Source organism: Vibrio cholerae ATCC 14035 (assembly GCF_000621645.1).
Taxonomy (GTDB): Bacteria; Pseudomonadota; Gammaproteobacteria; order Enterobacterales; family Vibrionaceae; genus Vibrio; species Vibrio cholerae.
The window spans coordinates 43,481-63,094 of sequence record NZ_JHXR01000003.1; the positions used below are offsets into that span (position 1 = coordinate 43,481).

The 19,614-nt window shown below is 49.6% G+C and carries 14 protein-coding genes; 10 read left to right on the plus strand and 4 right to left on the minus strand.

From position 1 onward, the window contains the following. Nucleotides 1-14 precede the first annotated feature (14 nt). The 4 genes from relA to eno all read left to right on the plus strand — a co-directional run bounded on the left by relA (nt 15) and on the right by eno (nt 6,438). Nucleotides 15-2,231 carry a GTP diphosphokinase gene (relA, locus tag T411_RS0103730; protein ID WP_000226858.1) on the plus strand — a complete coding sequence of 739 codons (2,217 nt, stop codon included), beginning with the start codon at nt 15-17 and terminating at the stop codon, nt 2,229-2,231. Nucleotides 2,232-2,330: 99 nt separating this feature from the next. Continuing rightward, nucleotides 2,331-3,146, plus strand: a complete 816-nt coding sequence (gene mazG, locus T411_RS0103735) for a nucleoside triphosphate pyrophosphohydrolase (RefSeq protein WP_000019246.1) — start codon at nt 2,331-2,333, stop codon at nt 3,144-3,146. A 274-nt stretch (nt 3,147-3,420) separates the two neighbouring features. After that, complete coding sequence (gene pyrG, locus T411_RS0103740; RefSeq protein ID WP_000210846.1) at nt 3,421-5,058, plus strand: CTP synthase; 1,638 nt, start codon at nt 3,421-3,423, stop codon at nt 5,056-5,058. A gap of 78 nt (nt 5,059-5,136) precedes the next feature. Continuing rightward, nucleotides 5,137-6,438, plus strand: a complete 1,302-nt coding sequence (gene eno / locus T411_RS0103745; RefSeq protein WP_000036741.1) for a phosphopyruvate hydratase — start codon at nt 5,137-5,139, stop codon at nt 6,436-6,438. Nucleotides 6,439-6,539: 101 nt separating this feature from the next. Here eno and T411_RS0103750 read toward each other — a convergent pair whose 3' ends face one another. Further along, entirely contained in the window at nt 6,540-7,751 is a 1,212-nt protein-coding gene (locus T411_RS0103750) for a multifunctional CCA addition/repair protein (RefSeq protein WP_001167849.1), read from the minus strand. A 92-nt stretch (nt 7,752-7,843) separates the two neighbouring features. On the opposite strand from T411_RS0103750, the gene T411_RS0103755 reads away from it, so the two are divergent. Continuing rightward, on the plus strand, nt 7,844-9,433 hold the full coding sequence (locus T411_RS0103755; RefSeq protein WP_000281100.1) for an AAA family ATPase: 1,590 nt from the start codon (nt 7,844-7,846) through the stop codon (nt 9,431-9,433). Further along, complete coding sequence (locus T411_RS0103760) at nt 9,433-10,203, plus strand: general secretion pathway protein GspB (protein WP_000049003.1); 771 nt, start codon at nt 9,433-9,435, stop codon at nt 10,201-10,203. The genes T411_RS0103755 and T411_RS0103760 overlap by 1 nt, the downstream gene beginning before the upstream one ends. 91 nt (nt 10,204-10,294) lie before the next feature. Here the strand turns inward: T411_RS0103760 and T411_RS0103765 are convergent, their stop codons facing one another. The 3 genes from T411_RS0103765 to T411_RS0103775 all read right to left on the minus strand — a co-directional run bounded on the left by T411_RS0103765 (nt 10,295) and on the right by T411_RS0103775 (nt 13,155). Next, nucleotides 10,295-10,903 (minus strand): TIGR04211 family SH3 domain-containing protein, encoded by a 609-nt coding sequence (locus T411_RS0103765; protein WP_000733229.1) that lies wholly within the window; start codon nt 10,901-10,903, stop codon nt 10,295-10,297. A 166-nt stretch (nt 10,904-11,069) separates the two neighbouring features. Continuing rightward, complete coding sequence (locus T411_RS0103770) at nt 11,070-12,332, minus strand: inorganic phosphate transporter (protein WP_000404204.1); 1,263 nt, start codon at nt 12,330-12,332, stop codon at nt 11,070-11,072. Nucleotides 12,333-12,474: 142 nt separating this feature from the next. Next, entirely contained in the window at nt 12,475-13,155 is a 681-nt protein-coding gene (locus T411_RS0103775) for a TIGR00153 family protein (RefSeq protein WP_001911782.1), read from the minus strand. A 205-nt stretch (nt 13,156-13,360) separates the two neighbouring features. Here T411_RS0103775 and T411_RS0103780 point away from each other — a divergent pair, with 205 nt between their 5' ends. The 4 genes from T411_RS0103780 to glnE all read left to right on the plus strand — a co-directional run bounded on the left by T411_RS0103780 (nt 13,361) and on the right by glnE (nt 19,587). Beyond that, complete coding sequence (locus T411_RS0103780) at nt 13,361-14,878, plus strand: CYTH and CHAD domain-containing protein (protein WP_000447083.1); 1,518 nt, start codon at nt 13,361-13,363, stop codon at nt 14,876-14,878. Between the two features lie 175 nt (nt 14,879-15,053). Further along, a complete protein-coding gene (locus T411_RS1000000121065) occupies nt 15,054-15,194 on the plus strand; it encodes a hypothetical protein (RefSeq protein WP_001912247.1) in 141 nt (46 codons plus the stop codon). Between the two features lie 166 nt (nt 15,195-15,360). Further along, nucleotides 15,361-16,617, plus strand: coding sequence for a methyl-accepting chemotaxis protein (locus T411_RS0103790; protein WP_000224548.1), 1,257 nt, complete (start codon nt 15,361-15,363; stop codon nt 16,615-16,617). Nucleotides 16,618-16,740: 123 nt separating this feature from the next. Next, entirely contained in the window at nt 16,741-19,587 is a 2,847-nt protein-coding gene (gene glnE / locus T411_RS0103795; RefSeq protein WP_000056830.1) for a bifunctional [glutamate--ammonia ligase]-adenylyl-L-tyrosine phosphorylase/[glutamate--ammonia-ligase] adenylyltransferase, read from the plus strand. The last annotated feature ends 27 nt before the right edge of the window (nt 19,588-19,614 follow it).

Sequence of the window (19,614 nt, forward strand, 5' to 3'; positions counted from 1 at the left end):
TTAGGACGATATCAATGGTTGCGGTACGAAGCGCACACTTAAACCCAGACCAACAGTTTGAGCTAGAAACATGGATAGCCAGCCTGACCCAAGAGGGGAAAACGGCCGCTAAATTAACCGCAGTGTATCGCGATTGCGAGCAACTGTTGGCGGGCAATCCACAAGGGCCTCTGCTGCTTTGGCGTGGGCGGGAAATGATCGAAATTTTGATCACCCTATCGATGGACCGCCCAACGTTGGTGGCGGCTTTGCTATTTCCGATCGCCACCAGTGGTGTGCTGGATAATGAGTCGCTTGAAGAGGGATATGGCCGCGAAGTGGTTAAGCTTATCCACGGCGTGGAAGAGATGGCGGCGATTGGCCAGCTCAACGTCACCATGCATGGCAGTGAAGCGTCAGCGCAAGTGGATAACGTGCGCCGTATGCTACTGGCGATGGTGGATGATTTCCGCTGCGTGGTGATTAAGCTTGCCGAGCGGATCTGCAACTTGCGTGAAGTGAAAAACGAGCCAGATGAAGTGCGCCGCGTGGCTGCCAAAGAGTGTGCCAACATCTATGCGCCACTGGCTAACCGCCTTGGCATTGGTCAGCTCAAATGGGAAATTGAAGACTACGCGTTTCGTTACCAACAACCGGATACCTATAAACAGATCGCCAAACAGCTTTCTGAGCGTCGCATCGTGCGTGAGCAGTACATTCGTGATTTTGTCAGCGACCTGCGTGCTGAGATGAAGCAATCCGGGATTAACGCTGAAGTCAGCGGTCGCCCGAAACACATCTACAGCATCTGGCGCAAAATGCAGAAGAAAAGCCTCGCTTTTGATGAACTGTTTGATGTGCGTGCGGTGCGGATTATTGCTGATAAGCTGCAAGACTGTTATGCCGCGCTTGGCATTGTGCACACTAAATACAAGCACTTACCGAACGAGTTTGATGATTATGTAGCGAACCCCAAACCGAACGGTTACCAGTCCATTCATACCGTGATTTTGGGGCCGGAAGGCAAAACCATCGAGATCCAGATCCGAACCAAGCAGATGCATGAAGAGTCAGAGCTTGGGGTAGCGGCACACTGGAAATACAAAGAGGGCAGCAGTGCAGCACGCAGTGGCTACGATGAGAAGATCACTTGGCTGCGTAAACTGCTCGATTGGCAAGAAGAGATGTCCGATTCGGGCGAGATGCTCGACGAACTGCGCAGCCAAGTGTTTGATGATCGCGTCTACGCCTTTACCCCGAAAGGCGATGTGGTTGACTTACCTATGGGCGCGACCCCGCTCGATTTTGCCTACCACATTCACTCCGAAGTGGGGCATCGCTGTATTGGCGCGAAAGTGGCAGGACGTATCGTACCTTTCACTCACAAATTGCAGATGGGCGATCAGGTTGAAATCATCACCGCCAAAGAGCCGAATCCATCACGCGATTGGTTGAACCCATCTCTTGGTTTCGTTCATTCAGGGCGTGCGCGCGCTAAGATTAATGCTTGGTTCCGCAAACAGAGCCGTGAAAAAAATCTCGAAGCGGGACGGGAAATTCTCGAAATCGAACTGGCGAAAATCGGTGCCAATCTCAAGCACGCCGAGGCGTATGCGCTCAAGCGCTTTAACGTCAATAGCGTGGATGAAATGTACGTTGGTATCGGCAGTGGCGATCTGCGTATCAATCAGATCGTGAACCATATCAATGCGTTAGTGAATAAACCGACCGCTGAGGAAGAAGATAAGCTCGCGCTGGAAAAACTGCAGGAAAACAAAACCCTAACACCGAATCGCCCGCATAAAGATGCGGTGGTGGTGGAAGGGGTCGATAACCTGATGACCCACCTTGCGCGTTGCTGTCAGCCAATCCCAGGCGATGAAATCCGTGGCTACATTACCCAAGGCCGTGGTATTTCGGTGCACCGCAGCGACTGCGAGCAGCTCGAGGAGCTTAGCCTTCATGCACCAGAGCGTATCATTGATACCGTATGGGGCAGTGGTTTTGTAGGCTCTTATCTACTGACCGTACGTGTTGAAGCGATGGAGCGCAGTGGCTTACTGAAAGACATCACGACTTTGCTGGCCAATGAGAAAGTCAAAGTGGCGAGTATGAAGAGCCGCTCCGACTATAAACGCCAAATCATCATCATGGATTTCGATCTTGAGGTGAACAACGTCGAAGCTTTAGCGCGCGTTTCTAAACGCATCGAGCAGATCAAAGATGTTATGTTGGTCAAACGCTTAGGTTAAATCCAACGCAAACAGCGAGGTGTGAAGTGAAAACTTCCACCTCGTTGCTTTTTCAACGTCAATACGTTTAGGCGCTCAATGCCTGATGTGAGGAAAGCCATGTCACACCCGATTGAACAACTCGAACAGATCATGCGCCGCTTGCGTGACCCAGAACAAGGTTGCCCGTGGGATAAAGAGCAAACCTTCGACACCATTGCACCTTACACCATTGAAGAAACCTTTGAAGTGGTGGATGCCATCACCCAGCGCGATTGGCCTAACCTGCGTGAAGAGTTGGGGGATTTGCTGTTTCAGGTGATTTTCTACAGCCAAATGGCCAAAGAACAAGGCTTGTTTGAGTTTCGTGATGTGGTGGAAACGGTCAATGAGAAACTGACCCGCCGCCATCCTCATGTGTTTGGGGATATCACCTTTGAAAATGACGCGCAAATTCACGCCAATTGGGAAGCGGAAAAAGCCAAAGAAAAAGCGCAAGCAGGCAAAAGTGAGCAAAGTATTCTAGACTCTGTACCACGTTCGTTGCCCGCTTTATCGCGTGCCCACAAGATCCAGAAAAAGTGTGCTCAATACGGATTTGATTGGGATAGCCTTGGCCCTGTGGTTGAAAAAGTGCACGAAGAAGTCGAAGAGGTGATGGAAGAAGCGCTGCAAGTGGATGTGGATACGCAAAAAGTCGAGGAAGAGCTAGGTGATCTTTTATTCGCAACCGTCAATTTAGTGCGTCATTTAGGTCATGATCCTGAAATGGCGCTGAGTAAAGCCAACGCCAAATTTGTGCGCCGTTTTCAAGGTGTCGAGGACAAAGCCAGAGCGAAAAATAAGCCGCTGCACGCGTACACTTTGGCTGAACTCGACGGATTTTGGGATGAAGTAAAACTTGAAGAAAAACAGGCAATAAAGTCATTTTCCTGACGGAGTGTGAAAAATAACAATCAATCTACAGTCAAGCTTAATGGTTGATTAAGCAGCAAATTTGTCTTGTGCGAAAAAAGAGCGCGCTTTGAGACAAAAGTGACTCAGATAATGTGCCCAACACAGTGTTTGCTTCAATTTGGTTTGATTTGAAGCAAAAAATAAAAAATTGAGTGTGATAGATTTCACGTTGTGGCAATGGGGGCCTTCTGGTATAGTTTCGTCCCGTCCAGAAGAAATCCATTTCCCTCATTCAACCAATTTCAGGTTAAACATGACGACAAATTATATTTTTGTTACTGGCGGGGTTGTATCCTCTCTAGGTAAAGGTATTGCAGCAGCATCCCTTGCAGCGATTCTTGAAGCTCGTGGTCTTAAAGTAACCATGATGAAGCTTGACCCTTACATCAACGTTGACCCGGGCACCATGAGTCCAACTCAACACGGTGAAGTGTTCGTTACGGAAGATGGCGCAGAAACCGACCTAGACCTTGGTCACTACGAGCGTTTCATTCGTACCAAGATGACCAAGCGCAACAACTTTACCGCAGGTCGTGTTTACGCTGATGTTCTGCGCAAAGAGCGCCGTGGCGACTACTTAGGTGCCACGATTCAGGTTATTCCTCATATCACTAACGCGATCAAAGATCGTGTGATTGCGGGCTCAGAAGGCCACGACATTGCTATCGTTGAAGTTGGCGGTACTGTGGGTGATATCGAATCACTGCCATTTATGGAAGCGATCCGTCAGCTTGCCATCGAAGTGGGTCGTGAGCACGCTATGTTCATGCATCTGACGCTGGTTCCTTACCTAGCGGCAGCGGGCGAAGTAAAAACGAAGCCAACCCAACACTCAGTAAAAGAGCTGCTTTCTATCGGCATTCAGCCAGACATTCTGGTTTGCCGTAGCGATCGTATGATCCCAGCCAACGAGCGTAAGAAAATTGCTCTGTTCTGTAACGTGCCTGAAAAAGCCGTTATCTCAATGAAAGACGTGGATTCTATCTACAAGATCCCACAACTGATCCGCTCTCAAGGGTTGGATGATTTGGTGTGTGCACGTTTTGGCATTAACGCGCCAGAAGCGGATCTCTCTGAATGGGAACAGGTGATTTACGAAGAAGCGAACCCAACCGGTGAAGTGACTATCGGTATGGTTGGTAAGTACACTGAACTGCCAGATGCTTACAAATCGGTCAACGAAGCCCTGAAACACGCCGGTCTGAAGAACCGTCTGAGCGTGACCATCAAATACGTAGATTCACAAGACGTTGAAACCAAAGGCACCGATGTGCTCAATGGTTTGGATGCGATTCTGGTACCGGGTGGTTTTGGCGATCGTGGTATCGAAGGCAAAATCCGTGCAGCGCAATATGCACGTGAAAACAAAATTCCTTACCTTGGCATCTGCTTGGGTATGCAAGTGGCACTCATCGAATACGCGCGCAACGTAGCGGGTATGGAAGGTGCACACTCAACCGAATTCAATAAAAACACCAAATATCCAGTGGTTGGTTTGATCACGGAATGGGTAGATGGCGAAGGCAATGTCGAAGAGCGTAGCGAAAAATCGGATCTGGGCGGCACAATGCGTCTAGGTTCACAGCTATGCCACCTTGAGAAAGGCACTAAAGCGTACGAGTTGTACGGTAGCGCAACCATTCATGAGCGTCACCGCCACCGTTACGAAGTCAACAACCTGCTGCGTCCTCAGATTGAAAAAGCAGGTTTGAAGGTTTCTGGTCTGTCAGCAGATAAGAAGCTGGTTGAAGTGATTGAGAACCCTGCTCACCCATGGTTTGTGGCAGCGCAGTTCCACCCAGAGTTCACCTCAACCCCACGCGATGGTCACCCTCTGTTTGCTGGCTTTGTAAAAGCAGCGGGTCAGTTCCAACGCGGTGAATTGAAGTAAAAGGATACGGGTAGCCACTTTAGCAGTGTGGCTACCCTTTTAGTTTTGACATTTAAATTCAATTGAGAGGAAACATTAATGTCTAAGATCGTTAAAGTTCTAGGTCGTGAAATCATCGACTCACGTGGTAACCCAACGGTAGAAGCAGAAGTTCATCTAGAAGGTGGTTTCGTTGGTATGGCAGCAGCTCCATCTGGTGCTTCTACTGGTTCTCGTGAAGCGCTTGAACTGCGTGACGGTGACAAGTCTCGTTTCCTAGGTAAAGGCGTTCTGAAAGCGCTGGCTGCGGTTAATGGTCCAATCGCAGACGCTCTGGTTGGCAAAGATGCAAAAGATCAAGCAACTATTGACCAAATCATGATCGACCTAGACGGTACTGAGAACAAGTCAAACTTCGGTGCAAACGCGATTCTAGCGGTTTCTCTAGCAAACGCGAAAGCAGCAGCGGCAGCAAAAGGCATGCCTCTATACGAGCACATCGCTGAGCTGAACGGCACTCCTGGCGTATTCTCAATGCCTCTACCAATGATGAACATCATCAACGGTGGTGAGCACGCTGACAACAACGTAGACATCCAAGAGTTCATGATCCAACCTGTTGGCGCAAAAACTCTGAAAGAAGCAGTACGTATGGGCGCAGAAGTGTTCCATAACCTAGCTAAAGTACTGAAGTCTAAAGGCTACAACACTGCAGTGGGTGACGAAGGTGGTTTCGCTCCTAACCTGAAATCTAACGCAGAAGCGCTAGAAGTTATCGCTGAAGCGGTTGCGGCTGCAGGTTACAAACTGGGTACTGACATCACATTAGCGATGGACTGTGCGGCTTCTGAGTTCTACGACGCAGAGAAGAAAGAATACAACCTGAAAGGCGAAGGTCGTATCTTCACTTCTAACGGTTTCTCTGATTTCCTAGAAGAGCTGACTGAGAAGTTCCCAATCGTTTCTATCGAAGACGGTCTGGACGAGTCTGACTGGGAAGGTTTCGCATACCAAACTGAGAAACTGGGTAAGAAAATCCAAATCGTTGGTGACGATCTGTTCGTAACTAACACTAAGATCCTGAAGCGTGGTATCGACAACGGTATCGCTAACTCTATCCTGATCAAGTTCAACCAAATCGGTTCTTTGACTGAAACTCTGGCTGCGATCAAGATGGCAAAAGATGCTGGCTACACTGCAGTTATCTCTCACCGTTCAGGCGAAACTGAAGACGCAACTATCGCTGACCTAGCGGTAGGTACTGCTGCAGGTCAAATCAAGACGGGTTCTATGAGCCGTTCTGACCGTGTTGCTAAGTACAACCAACTGATCCGTATCGAAGAAGCTCTGGGTTCACGTGCTCCTTTCAACGGTCTGAAAGAAGTGAAAGGCCAAGCTTAATTTTAAGCGAGCGCCTTCGCGACTGTTGACGATAACAGTCTCGCGATAAAAAACGCCCTGCATTGCAGGGCGTTTTGCTTTCTACGGTTGCAGGCAACGAACTACAGAGCCTCGATTGCCGATACGCGCCGTTTATCCAACTCTTCTTTGATCTGCTTGCCGTGAAAGCCATCCGCTATCACGGCTTGAACTGCTACCCCAAGGGCGGCTTGGTAGGCACGCAGGAAAATCTCACGCTGCGGATACGGCTCATTCTCTAAACCTAAACGGCCACGATGATCTGCTTCACAACACAGTAGCACTTGCTCAAGACGCTCCGGTTTGCGCCACACATCCAAAAGCCCCAGCACTTTCAGCTTGGTGGTAGGCTTTAACTCGTCCGCACGATGGATATTGGAATGCTGCGCGCACACCGCGAGCGCTAAATCACGAAACTCATTAGGCACGCGAATGCGCTCGCACAATGATTCAATGATATTAAGCCCAGTATGGCAGTGCAATTTATGGCTTGGCCATTCAGAAGGTGGCGTCACGCCTTTTCCTAAATCATGCACTTGCGCGGCAAAACGCACGGGAAGGGAATCAGAAAGTTGTGCGGCTTGCTTGGCGACCATTAGCGTGTGAATGCCGGTGTCGATCTCTGGGTGCCATTTTTCCGGTTGTGGCACGCCGAACAAGCGATCGATTTCAGGCAGCACCACCGCCAGCGCGCCACAATCACGTAACACCTGCAAAAACACTTCGGGATGATTCGTCGAGAGCGATTTATGCCACTCTTGCCACACACGCTCGGCGGTTAAGTGCTGCAACTCGCCCGATTGCACAATCTTCGCCATTAATTGCATCGTCTCTTCGGCAACGGTGAAACCTAGGTGATGCAGCTTAGCCGCAAAGCGCGCCACGCGCAGCACACGCAAGGGATCTTCCACAAACGCGGGCGAAACATGGCGCAGCACTTTCGCGGCGAGATCGCGCTGACCGCCATAAGGATCAATCAGTTGCCCAGAGTTATCTTGCGCCATCGCGTTGATGGTCAGATCGCGGCGCAGCAGATCGTCTTCCAAACTCACGTCTGGAGCATAGTGGCAAGCAAAGCCGGTGTAACCTACGCCGGTTTTGCGTTCGGTACGGGCAAGGGCATGTTCTTCTTTACTGTTCGGATGCAAAAACACCGGAAAATCTTTCCCGACAGCTTGAAAGCCTGCCGCTAACATAGCTTGTGGACTGCTGCCGACCACTACCCAATCACGGTCATAAACCGGAAGTTGCAGCAATTGATCGCGCACTGCGCCGCCAACGAGGTAAATTTGCATCGTAGAGTCTCAAAAAATTGCATCAATGACATTGGCTAATCTTAGTCAGCAATGATACGTTGCACCCACTGCGATGAATAGGGTCAACAAGCATGTATCTGAACTTCTTTGGGTTTGACGAACTACCGTTTTCTATCGTCCCCAATGCGCGTTATCTCTACCTGAGTCAGCGTCATCAGGAAGCCATAGTACACCTGCAAGCCGGATTGGGCGATGGCGGCGGCTTTGCCATGCTCACCGGAGAAGTCGGGACGGGAAAAACCACTGTCGCGCGAGCGATTCTGGCGAGTTTGCCGGGCAAAACGCGCGCGGGGATGATCCTCAACCCCACTTTTTCCGATTTGGAGCTATTGGAAGCGATTTGTGATGAATTTGAGGTCTGCTATCCGAAAAAAGCGACCTTAAAGAAACTTACGCAAGTACTGCATGAGTTTTTGTTGGCCGAGCACGCGCAAGGCATACAAGTGCTTTTGATGATTGATGAAGCGCAGCATTTGGCACCGGATGTGTTGGAGCAGCTACGCCTGCTGACCAATTTGGAAACCGAGAGCCATAAACTGCTTAAAGTACTGCTGATTGGCCAGCCCGAGTTGCAAGAAAAACTGCGTTTGCCGCAGTTGCGCCAGCTCGCCCAGCGGATCACTGGGCGCTACCATTTATTGCCATTGAATGAAGAGCAAACGGCCGACTACATCCGCTTTCGGATTGAGCAAGCCAGCGGTAACCCTGAGTTGTTTAATCGTAAAGCCTGTCAGTGGATTGCAGAGCAAACTCACGGTATTCCGCGCTTAATCAATCTGGTGTGTGATGCGGCGTTAAAGCAAGCGTATCAAGCGGGTGAACCAACGCTGAGCCTAGCGAGAATTAAGCTCGCCTGCCAAGAGGTGATGAGCTTTCAATCTTCTGTTTATCAAGTGGCCTCGGCCAAACCTCCTGTACCTAAGCTCTCTTATCTCTCCAGCGCATTGGGGGGGATAGCTCTGGCCGTCGTACTGACATGGCAGTTACCACCCCAGCTTGATCGGGTTATGCAACACTATTTTCCGTTACCTGAAGTGGTGCCGCCGACCGAACAGAGAGTTTTCCCGCAAGCGTTACGTAGTGCGTTACTCAACGCGACGAGCAGCGAGCATGCCCTTGAAACTCTGTATGCGGTCTGGGGCTATCAAGCCTCGGTGCTGGAGCAGTTTTGCCAAACTCAAGCAGATGCGGTGCTTTGGTGTGAAGAGCAGACGGGCGATTGGTCAACGCTACAAACTTACGATTTGCCCGCTGTACTCACTTTAATGATGGATGATGTGCCCACTTACGCGGTGCTGTATCGCTTAACGGGCGATCAAGCGGAGCTGTTGGTGGGAGGCGAACGTTATCGTATTGCCCGCCAATGGCTAGAGCCGTTATGGAATGGGCAATTTTCGCTACTTTGGCAGGCCAGTTTTTCTCGAACATTAAAGCAGGGAATGCAGGGAGCCGATGTAGCCTTGCTCGAGAGCAAATTGGCGCAAGTGTTGGGCGAACCTGAACGCCCGCGTGAGCAATTTGATAAGGATTTGTCGCGTAAAGTCGAGTTATTCCAACGTTGGCAGAACATGCACGTTGATGGTATCGCAGGAAGACAAACCTTACGCCGCCTTGAGTTATTGACCCAACAGCAAGCGCCGAGTTTGAAGGAGGAAGGCTAATGTCAAAAGTGATGAATGCCTTGAAGCAGTCTCAACAAAAGTATCTGCAAGCTCAGCCTGTCAGTCGTCGCACTTATACCGAGCAAGAACCCACAGCGATGACTCCGTCACGCTGGTTGCATTTAGCGCTGTGGCTCGTACCGGGGTTAGTGACAATAGGCGTGATGACTTACCAACGCTATGAACTAGTGCAACTGGAAGTGGCTAATCGACAAACCGAGCCGACAACGGTGCAAGTTGATGCGCCATTAGAGCGTTTAGCGTATCCCGAATTTCAGGATCTGCAACCTACCTTTGTCGAATCAGGACTCGATGAACCCTATCCAGAAGAGGATGTGACTGCGCTAGCCGACAACATTGTGGCTCCACCGGCGACAATCCAAGCTTCTGGTCAGCAAAGCGCGTCAAATAAGGCGTTGGGCGATCTCGATTTAACTCAGCTTTCGCCTGAATTAGCGTTACGCGTGCAGGCGATTATGCGCGATCAATCCAGTGAACCAGCCACCCCTAGCACACCAACCTCTGCGGCGGTGCCATTAACCCAGCACAGTGATCGTTATCAAGGGCAGCTTCCCGCACTGAATTTTCAGATGCACGCTTTTTCCAGTAATGAACAAAAACGCTGGATAAAAGTGAATGGAGTAGAGTATCGCGAAGGGGATATGCTGACACCAGAAGTGAAGCTAGAGAGTATCAAACCACAAAGCAGTGTGATTATCTTTGGCGGAGAGGAGATTGAGATCCCGGCACTGTATGATTGGAAAGGTTAGGGCATTGACCAACGCTTATTGCCCGACGATGAAAGAGAGCGAAAACAAAACGGTCACTTGCGTGACCGTTTTGCTATGCGATGAATTCCGCTTATGCCCATCCGGCAGGGTGGCGTTTACGGCGAGGAATAATATGTGGTAACACCAAGCCAAGCAGTAAACCGATACCAGCAACACCACCACCGTAGGTGAAGTATTTCAGTAACAGATCTTCTTTTTGCGTATCGAGTTTGGCGCGCAGTTCACGAATTTCGCTTTGTGAATCGGTCAACTGCTTGCTGATGTCGGCATAGTTACGCTCTAGATCGGCAATTTGTTGGTTACGCAGTTCAAGTGATTCCGCTAATCCTGCTTTTTCACTATCGGCATTTTGGCGAGCATTGGCTAACAGCTTTTTCACTTCCTCTAGCTCTTTTTCTAGCGCCGGTAAGCGCAGAGTATTGCTCACTTCACGAGTGATAAAACGGCTTTCAACCCAACCTGTACGGCCGCGCTCATCAGCAATATGGCTATAACCACTCTCTTTATTCACCTCAATCAGCTTCACCTTTTCTCCGGCGTCAATGCTGCCGAGAATGCGGTATTGGTTACTTGGGCCTGAATGCATGTAAGTAAAGAGTTTGTCCGCGATGTAGCGGTCTTGCGCGAACGTTGGTGCAGCCAACATGGAAAAGAGCACCATGCAGATCAGTTTTTTCACAGTAAATCCCTTATTTTAAAGATAGATTTGGCGATAAGTCTCATAAAGTTTGTGGCAAATAGTATGCAGTTTTAGCAAGCGCTGCAACAAAGAAGGGAGGCTAAGCCTCCCTTTCTGTGCGTTTGAGTCAATAATGACAGTTCGCTAACACTGAGCTTACTGCGGCTTAGCCGACAAACACTGCTTGAATCGCGTAGAAGAAAACCACGGCTAAGAGTGCGCCTGCCGGTAGAGTGACGACCCAAGAGGCAACGATGTTACGTACCACTCCTAAGTTCAGTGCAGCAATACCACGTGCGAAACCAACACCCAGTACTGCACCAACCAGAGTTTGCGTAGTTGAAATCGGTAAGCCTGTGCCTGACGCCAGTACAACGGTTGAAGCGGTTGCTAGCTGGGCTGCAAAACCACGGCTTGGCGTCAATTCTGTAATGCCAGTACCGATGGTTGCCATCACTTTGTGGCCTAATGTTGCGAGACCGACGACGATACCAAAACCACCCAGAGGAAGAATCCACCATGCGATAGAGCTCTTCGCGGCCACTTCACCCATGTGTTCAACAGTTGAAACCACTGCAGACAAAGGACCAATCGCGTTCGCTACGTCGTTTGAGCCGTGCGCAAAAGCCATAGCACACGCGGTGATCACCATCAGGATACTGAAGATGCTTTCCACACCCGCGAAACCATGGTCTTCATCGCGATTAGCGAATTTCTTCTGAATGTAGAGATAGCCGCCGACCATCACGATGGCAGAAACCACCGCGGACCACATCCAAGCTTCTGAGCTCGAAAGATGCAGGCCAACGTGTTTAAGACCTTTTTTGATGGTAACCAGAGCAATCACCATAGTGGTGATGAACATGTATACCGGCACGAAACGCTTGGCATTGATCAGCGGTTTTTCTGTATCGAAAATGAGGCGTTGTGCGCTGACAAAAATGAGGTACGCAAAGAAGCCTGAAATCACCGGAGTAATAATCCAACTGCCGACAATGCCTTTTACTGAGCTCCAATCGACCGCTTCTGTACCGACAGAAACGCACGCGAAACCAATAATAGCGCCGATGATAGAGTGAGTGGTAGAGACTGGCCAGCCCATGTAAGACGCCACCAGTAACCAAGTGCCTGCGGCAAGAAGCGCTGACATCATGCCGTAAATCAGCACATCGGGTTTATCTGCGAAGAGAGAGGTTTCAATCACCCCATTACGGATCGTTTCTGTCACTTCACCACCGGCTAAGTAAGCGCCTGCGAATTCAAAAATCATCGCAATAATAATGGCTTGTTTAACGGTGAGTGCTTTTGAACCTACTGAAGTGCCCATTGCATTGGCAACATCGTTTGCACCAATACCAATCGCCATCAAGAAACCGAAGACAGCTGCCACAATAATCAAGACGGTGCCGTAGTTCGCAAGGATTTCCATCGTAATACCTAGTTGTTGATAACAAGCGGAGCAACCCAAGCTTGTTTTTGACGCAGATAACGACCTTCAGCGTAGAAAATACTCATCGCCTAGCAGGTCGTCATACTGTGGTTGCTCTTCGTTATTTGGTTAACTTTTAAATTTAAGAACGAGAAAGCATAAGCTCTAAGCGAGCACCAACGCGCTGCGCTTGGTCGGCAATGCCGCCCACCCATTCCAGAATTTTGTACAAGAACATGACATCAATTGGATTCATTTTCGATTCGATGGCCATCAGCTGTTGGCGTAGGCGAATCTGCATGGAATCGGTGTCATCTTCAATCACATCCAGTTGATGGATCATTTCAGCCACGAGAGTTACCTCACGACCTTTGAATCCAGTTTCCAATAACTCGTCGAGCTCGTTGATCACATTCTGCGCTTGGTTAGCCGCATCTAAGCAACGTCTAACATAAGCAATGAAGTTTTCTTGGAGAGGCTCAGGGATGACAAGCTGACGGCCATATACGCGGCCCGCAATGTCTTTGGCGAGGTTTGCTAATTTATCTTGTTGAGTCAGTAGTTCCAGCATGTCACTACGATCAACCGGCATGAATAGACCGCGAGGAAGTTTAAGGCGGATTTCACGCTTTAACACGTCAGCTTCTTTCTCTAGGTGAGAAATTTGTGCACGAATTTCGCCCGCTTTTTCCCAATCACCTTTGTTACAAACTTCAAAGAAATTGATCAGGTGTGAGCAACATTCATTCACACACACTACGTGGCGTTGCAAAGGCTTAATCGGGGACTTTGCAAATAACCCCATGATTGTATTTACTGGCATGGTCATTCAACCTAATAACTATAACCTTGAAATAACATACACCATAATATGGTGAAATGTTGAGCGTTGGCTATAAAGGCGCGCATGTTAACCCAAACACCGTCGCAATAAAACTGTTTTAGATCATGATTGGGCCGATATTTCTCTCTTGCTCCGGTGTCTATAAGGCAATATCCTGTCGGCATCTGCATCGAAAGGGATAACTATGGAAACCGAGATAGAACTGAAGTTTTTTGTTTCTCCAGATTTTTCAACCATCTTACGCGCGAAGATTTCTGAAACCAAAGTTCTTCAGCACAGCTGTCGGGAGTTAGGAAACACGTACTTTGATACCCCCGATAACTGGTTGCGTCAGCATGATATTGGACTGCGCATCCGTCGTTTTGATGAGGTGTATATCCAGACGGTGAAAACCGCAGGTCGTGTGGTCGCCGGTCTACATCAGCGTCCGGAGTTCAATGCCGAACATCACAGTAATGAGCCCGATCTTTCGTTGCATCCTGCCGATATCTGGCCGCAAGGAAAAGAGCTGACTCAGCTACAAGCCGAACTCATGCCGCTCTTTTCGACCAACTTCACTCGTGAACAGTGGCTGATTAGCATGGCTGATGGTAGCCAAGTGGAAGTCGCCTTTGATCAAGGTCTTGTGGTGGCGGGTGATCGCCAAGAGCCGATTTGTGAAGTGGAGCTGGAACTTAAGTCTGGTCAAACCGATGCACTGTTTACCTTAGCGCGCCAGCTTTGTGAGCATGGCGGTATGCGCTTAGGGAATCTTAGCAAAGCCGCTCGTGGCTATCGCCTCGCTGCCAATTATTCGGGCGATGAAATTCAACCCATGGCTTTGGTCAGTGTCGATAAAAATGACACTGCCGAGTCTTGCTTTATCCGTGCACTGGAACATGCGCTGGCGCACTGGCATTACCATGAGCAAATCTATACCGAACGTGAAAACGTGGCGGCATTGCACGAAATTCGTCATGCAGTGAGTTACCTGCGCCAACTGCTTTCCGTCTACGGCGGCATCATTCCGCGCCGCGCCAGCGCGATTTTGCGCCAAGAGCTCAAATGGTTAGAGCAAGAGTTACAGTGGCTAAAAGAGTTTGAATATCTGGAAAGTTTGCAAGAAGACAAGGGCTACGCGCTGCGTAAACTGGATGCGCGTAAGTTTTTAGTCACCGCGTTGAAAACCTTGCAAGAAAGCTTGCCACAGCGTGAAGATACACTGCGTTTACTGAGCAGTGCCCGTTATACCGGCTTGTTACTGGATCTAAGTCGTTGGGTGCTGACACGTGGTTGGCAGCCGTTTTTAGATGACAAAGCACGAGAAAAAATGGCGCAGCCGCTGGAAGCGTTCTCCGTAAAACAACTTGACCGCACATGGGCGGAGTTGATGGAAGCTTTTCCACCGGGTAAAACCTTAACCGTACAAGAATACCTCGATCAGCAGTATCGCCTAATGCGTAACCTTTACACTGGGGTGAGTTTTGCAAGTTTATACGATGCTGAAAACCGTCAGGCATTTCGGATGCCGTGGGCGGATTTGTTGCACGGTATTGATGATTTATTGCGCCTCAAACCATTAGAGCGTTTGGTGGATTTGCTACAAGGTGAAGAGCAAGATCAACTGAAACGTTGGCTGATTCGTCAAGAGAACTCCATTTTGCATGCGATGGAGCAAAGCCGCACGATGGGTGTTGAAGCGCATCCGTATTGGCGTGAGTAGCTCTGGCTAACGCATTGATATCGATAAATAAGGGAGGCGGGGGCTTCCCTTTTCTTTTTATCGCTTTTCCCCATCTTGGTGATCCTTCACTATGCATGCCCACATCTCGTTATCGTGAGAAAAGACTCTAGATACGTCAGTTTATGCCGATAACACATAGTGAGTTTGATGAGTGATGGATAGAGATAATATCCCCTTCCTACTTGAAGCTGCGGTGGTGTTGGCTACGTTTGTTCACCAATCACATAGTCTGTCTATGTTCATGGGGATGAACTCACTTGCCGTCTACCTGCAACTCCAAGTCGTTTGGGTATAAGTCAAAGATCACAAATAGCGTGATGAATAAGAGAATTAGCGATAACAAACTGATGGGTTTTGTTTCATTTTTGATATTATCGGCTTTCATACGAGGCTCGAAATAATAGGTTGCGGATCTTTTGCATCCTCACTCAGTGGCAATCAAAAAGAATGGAGAACTGACAATGGCAACGATGTCGTTTAAGCCGTGGGAGCGGGTAATTACAGATGTTCGTCTCGTCCCGAAAATGGTGATGCTGATGGTATTCAGCACGGTGTTGATCATTGGCAAGCAGCTTTGGGACGCAGATATCTTTTACCAATCTTTATTGGCGGCTACCAACAGTGTGGAAGTCGCACAGCAGCACTACGATAACTATCTGGTGCAAGTGTTCTGGCAAACCTTGTTACTGATTGTGGTGTTTGTGGTGCTGTTGCTGTTTGCCGCGCGCGTCATGCTGCGACAAACTCATTATCTGAGTGATGTGATCAAGCTGATGGCGCAGCGTAACCTCTCAGAGCCGATCAAAATGGATTGTAAAGATGAGTATGGGGATGTCGCGCGCGAGTTGGAGAAAACCCGCCGCCAGCTACAAGACCTGATCAAGTTGCAAATTGATGCCTCGCAAGAGCTGACCTCGCTCACTGAAGTGATGACCATGAGCATGTCGGAGACCAAAGATTCAGCGCAAGAAGAGTTCAACGAAATTGACCAATTGGCCAAAGCGATGAGTGAAATGTCGTCAACGGTTCAAACGGTCGCGGAACATGCGCAGAACGCCTCTTCCTTAACCGAAAATGCGTCTCAGCAGGCTCAAACCGGTCAGCAGTTTGTCAAAAGCACCATCAGTAAAATGAGTGAGCTTTCGAAAGACATCAGCTCTTCTGCGCAAGCCGTCAATCAGGTGGAAGAGCGAGTGGTGGCGATCAGCAGCGTGGTGGGCACGATTCGCAGCATTTCAGAGCAAACCAATTTGCTGGCACTGAACGCGGCGATTGAAGCGGCGCGAGCAGGAGAAGCCGGGCGCGGTTTTGCTGTGGTTGCCGATGAAGTACGAAATTTGGCACAGCGTACCCAAAATGCGACCGTTGAAATCCAAGAGATGATTTCACAGCTGCAAACTAGTGCCAATAGCGCTGTGAATTTAATGGAAAAAAGTGTGGTGCAAGCGGCGGATGGGGTAGAGCTCATCACCAACGCTGGTAGCGAGTTGGATGGCATCGTTAATCAGGTTCAATTGCTCAATGACATGAACTTCCAAATTGCCGCGGCAGCAGGCCAGCAAAGCAATGTGGCCGAAGAGATGAACGAAAACCTCAACAATGTGCGTGAGTTGGTGGAAGGTTCGGTCACTGTGATGACTGAGCTGCTCGAAACTTCAGAAATCATGCAAAGTAACGCGGAAGAGCTGGATAGAAAAATTACCGCATTTCGCGTGTAGGCTGAGCTATTCAGCAAAACCGCAAAAAATTATTCACCAACCGCCCACAACTGCTCTGTGGGCGTTTTTTTTCCGCCAGAGTTTGCGATATAACTAGTGAACATTCAAAGACAAGGAAGCATCATGTCACTGCCCAGCGCGCTTTTGCCGACCGCCGAATTGCATTATCAATCACTGATTTCTGAACATCCACACATCGCCAATTGGCCTTCATCTGTACTGAATCAATTGCGCTATGTGCTCGGTTTAAGCCAGTTTGTAGCCCAAACCTTGCAGCGCGATGACCCATTGTGTCAGGTGCTCCCCTCGTTATTAGCCGAGCCAAGCCGTGAGCAAGATTATCGCAGTGAATTAGCGCAGTGGCTGGCCGAGTGTCAGGATGAAGCGGTCGCGCAGAAGCGTTTACGCCAGTTTCGTAACCAAGAGATGGTGTATATCGCATGGCGGGATTTTTGTGCGAGCTGGACATTAGAAGAGAGCCTTTCTCACCTTTCCCAACTGGCGGAAGCGCTGATCTTTGAAAGCTATCAATGGCTCTATCAGCGCTGCTGTCTTGAAATGGGCACGCCTTGTAATGCGCAAGGCGAAGCGCAGCCCATGCTGATCATCGGAATGGGCAAACTCGGTGGCGGTGAGCTCAACTTCTCCTCCGATATCGATCTGATTTTCACTTATCCTGAAAATGGCGAGACGCAAGGCGCGCGCCGCTCGATTGCCAATGCGCAATTTTTCACACGCTTAGGTCAGCGCTTGATCAAGCTACTGGATCAATCCACACCGGATGGTTTTTGTTACCGAGTCGATATGCGCTTGCGCCCGTTTGGTGACAGCGGCCCACTCGCGATGAGCTATGCCGCATTAGAGGATTACTACCAAGAGCAGGGGCGTGACTGGGAACGCTACGCGATGATCAAAGCGCGAGTGATGGGGCGGGAAATGTACCCGCAATACCAAGAGCTGCGCCAGATGCTGCGCCCGTTTGTGTTTCGCCGCTACATTGACTTCAGCGCCATTCAATCCCTACGCCGAATGAAATCCATGATCAGCAGTGAAGTGCGCCGCCGTGGTTTGAGTAACAACATCAAGCTCGGTGCGGGCGGCATTCGTGAAGTGGAATTTATTGCGCAAGTGTTCCAATTGATCCGCGGTGGCCGCGAGCCAAGCTTGCGCAAACGCGGCTTGCTAGAAACCTTGGATGCGATTGCGGAGCTTGAACTGCTAACGCGCGAACAAGTGCAAGATTTACGTGATGCTTACCGCTTTTTGCGCCGCTTAGAAAACTTGCTGCAAGCGATGGCCGATAAGCAAACTCAAACGTTACCGGATAAAGAAGACGATCAACTGCGCCTTTCGATCGCAATCGGATTGGCCGACTGGCCAAGTTTACAGCGTGAGGTGAGCGAGCACATGCAGCGCGTGCATCGCGTGTTTGCCACCTTGATTGGCGAAGAAGACGAAGAAGAGGAACACACGGTAGCTCGTCATTTCCATGAGCTGTGGGATATGGCGCATAAACCGGAAGTGATTGAACACATCATTGAGCAAGATCTTGGGTTGAGCGACGCAGGTGAGCAAATTCGCACCATCACTCAATTTAAAGATGATCTGGCTAAACGCACCATTGGTCCGCGTGGGCGCGAGGTGCTTAACCGGTTAATGCCGAAAGTGTATCAGGCCGTGTTTGCTCATCCCGATGCAGAATTTGGTTTGTCGCGCGTATTGGCATTGCTGCACAGTATCGCCACACGCACCACTTACCTTGAACTGCTCGATGAGCATCCCGCTGCTTTGGTGCAATTGGTGCGCTTGTGTACCGCTAGCCCAATGATTTCCGAGCAGCTCGCGCGTTATCCTATCTTGCTTGATGAGCTGATTGATCCACAGCATCTGTATAACCCAATTCCATTGGAGTCTTATCAAACCGAGCTGCGGGATTTTCTGGCGCGCATTCCAGAAGAAGATATGGAGCAGCAAATGGAAGGGCTGCGCCAATTTAAGCAGATCTCTATCCTGCGCATTGCCGCAGCGGATATCGCTGGCGTGCTTCCGGTGATGAAAGTGAGTGACCACTTAACCTATCTTGCCGAAGCGATTGTTGAAGCGGTCGTGAGTCAAGCTTGGTTGCAAGTGAGCAGCAAATACGGCGAACCTACTCATCTCAAAGAGCGTGATGGCCGAGGTTTTGCGGTGGTGGGCTATGGCAAAGTCGGAGGCTGGGAGCTGGGCTATAACTCCGACCTCGACATCGTATTTATGCACGACTGCCCAGTTGAGGTGAACACGGATGGTGAGAAAAGCATTGATGGCCGCCAGTTCTATCTACGTTTAGCACAGCGCATCATTCATATTTTCTCTACCCGCACAGCCTCGGGTATTTTGTATGAAGTGGATACCAGACTGCGCCCCTCTGGTGCATCCGGTTTGCTCGTGAGTCCAACCGATGCCTTTGATGAATATCAGCGTCAAGAAGCATGGACTTGGGAGCATCAAGCCCTAGTTCGCGCGCGGATGATCTATGGTGATGCGCCGCTGCAACAAGCGTTTGCCAACACACGGCATCAGATTCTCTGTTTGCCCCGAGAGGAGCACAAGCTTAAACAAGAGGTGGTCGAGATGCGGATCAAAATGCGTGATCATCTCGGCGGTAAAAAAGCGGGGCGCTTTATGCTCAAGCAAGATGAAGGCGGGATCACCGATATTGAATTTTTAGCGCAATATCTGGTCTTACGCTTCAGTCATCAACAACCTAAGTTAACGCGTTGGTCGGATAACGTACGCATTTTTGAATCCTTGATGAACCATCAAGTGATGAGCGAGTCACAAGCGCTGGCTCTGACTCATGCCTACACCAGTATGCGCGACCAGATTCATCGCCGTAATTTACTCAATCAATCGGCCGATGTGCGAGATTCACAATTTGTGGTTGAACGTGAACAAGTGATACAAGCTTGGCAGCAGTGGCTCGGTTGAGCACTTCTGCCACCTTGGCGGCTGTGA

Coding starts and splice junctions, on each gene's coding strand:
- relA (WP_000226858.1), top strand. CDS start 15: ATGGTTGCGGTACGAAGCGCACACTTAAACCCAGACCAACAGTTTGAG.
- mazG (WP_000019246.1), top strand. CDS start 2,331: ATGTCACACCCGATTGAACAACTCGAACAGATCATGCGCCGCTTGCGT.
- pyrG (WP_000210846.1), top strand. CDS start 3,421: ATGACGACAAATTATATTTTTGTTACTGGCGGGGTTGTATCCTCTCTA.
- eno (WP_000036741.1), top strand. CDS start 5,137: ATGTCTAAGATCGTTAAAGTTCTAGGTCGTGAAATCATCGACTCACGT.
- T411_RS0103750 (WP_001167849.1), bottom strand. CDS start 7,751: ATGCAAATTTACCTCGTTGGCGGCGCAGTGCGCGATCAATTGCTGCAA.
- T411_RS0103755 (WP_000281100.1), top strand. CDS start 7,844: ATGTATCTGAACTTCTTTGGGTTTGACGAACTACCGTTTTCTATCGTC.
- T411_RS0103760 (WP_000049003.1), top strand. CDS start 9,433: ATGTCAAAAGTGATGAATGCCTTGAAGCAGTCTCAACAAAAGTATCTG.
- T411_RS0103770 (WP_000404204.1), bottom strand. CDS start 12,332: ATGGAAATCCTTGCGAACTACGGCACCGTCTTGATTATTGTGGCAGCT.
- T411_RS0103775 (WP_001911782.1), bottom strand. CDS start 13,155: ATGCCAGTAAATACAATCATGGGGTTATTTGCAAAGTCCCCGATTAAG.
- T411_RS0103780 (WP_000447083.1), top strand. CDS start 13,361: ATGGAAACCGAGATAGAACTGAAGTTTTTTGTTTCTCCAGATTTTTCA.
- T411_RS1000000121065 (WP_001912247.1), top strand. CDS start 15,054: ATGGATAGAGATAATATCCCCTTCCTACTTGAAGCTGCGGTGGTGTTG.
- T411_RS0103790 (WP_000224548.1), top strand. CDS start 15,361: ATGGCAACGATGTCGTTTAAGCCGTGGGAGCGGGTAATTACAGATGTT.
- glnE (WP_000056830.1), top strand. CDS start 16,741: ATGTCACTGCCCAGCGCGCTTTTGCCGACCGCCGAATTGCATTATCAA.